The organism is Pseudoalteromonas sp. S327 (genome assembly GCF_005886415.1).
GTDB classification, from domain to species: Bacteria; Pseudomonadota; Gammaproteobacteria; order Enterobacterales; family Alteromonadaceae; genus Pseudoalteromonas; species Pseudoalteromonas atlantica.
Map to the genome: position 1 here is coordinate 1 of NZ_PNDP01000189.1, position 863 is coordinate 863.

The 863-nt window shown below is 40.8% G+C and carries 1 protein-coding gene; it reads left to right on the plus strand.

What is annotated here, in order from left to right; all coding sequences use genetic code 11:
* Positions 1-145: 145 nt before the first annotated feature.
* Complete coding sequence (locus CWB60_RS20660; protein WP_064385586.1) at positions 146-853, plus strand: GntR family transcriptional regulator; 708 nt, start codon at positions 146-148, stop codon at positions 851-853.
* The last annotated feature ends 10 nt before the right edge of the window (positions 854-863 follow it).

Sequence of the window (863 nt, forward strand, 5' to 3'; positions counted from 1 at the left end):
GTTAAAGCAATTTTATACGACTTTAGATTAACAGTGTCGACAATAAGTGTGTTTTTTACTCATTTTTACCTTAGGTGGGGTTGACATGTTTTTTTATTAAGCACATAGTTAACCCATCAATTGTCGACAATTTATTTATAAAGCCATGACGCAACCTTTTTTAAACGATACACCTATTACTACAGCATCTGATCAAGTGTTTGTTGATATGCGCCGTGAAATAGTAGAAGGCAGCATACAGCAGGGTAGCAAAATATCGGAGCCTGAGCTTGCAAAGCGCTACGGTGTAAGCCGTGCGACGCTTAGAGAAGCGCTTAATCGCTTAGAAAGCTGTTACTTAGTGGAGCGTAAAGCCAATGTAGGTTGCCGAGTAGTGGCGCTAACCGCAGAGCGTTTAATTGAAGTATACCAAGTACGCAGCTCGCTTGAAGGCTTAGCATGTAGGCTAGCTGCCGACAATATGGCTGCTGACGAAGTTAAAGGCTTAAAGCAATTACTTAACCAACATTTGCAAACACAGCGCGTTAAAGAGGGGGAGTCGTACTATCAAGAAGCGGGCGATTTAGACTTTCACTATCGCATTATTAAAGGCAGCAAAAACGCCCATTTAATCCATTTGTTATGTAACGAGCTTTACCAATTAATACGTATGTACCGTGTACAAATGGGCATGGTAGGGCCGCGCGTATCAAAAGCGTTTGACGAGCACTTAGCCATTATTAACGCGATAGAAAACCACGATGGTGAACTTGCTGAAATGCTGATGAAACGACACATCAGTGCATCGCAAGCAAATATTCAAACCAAATTTGATTTGTTGAATAAAAAAACAACACTTTCTGCTAAAAGCTAAAAGCTAAAAG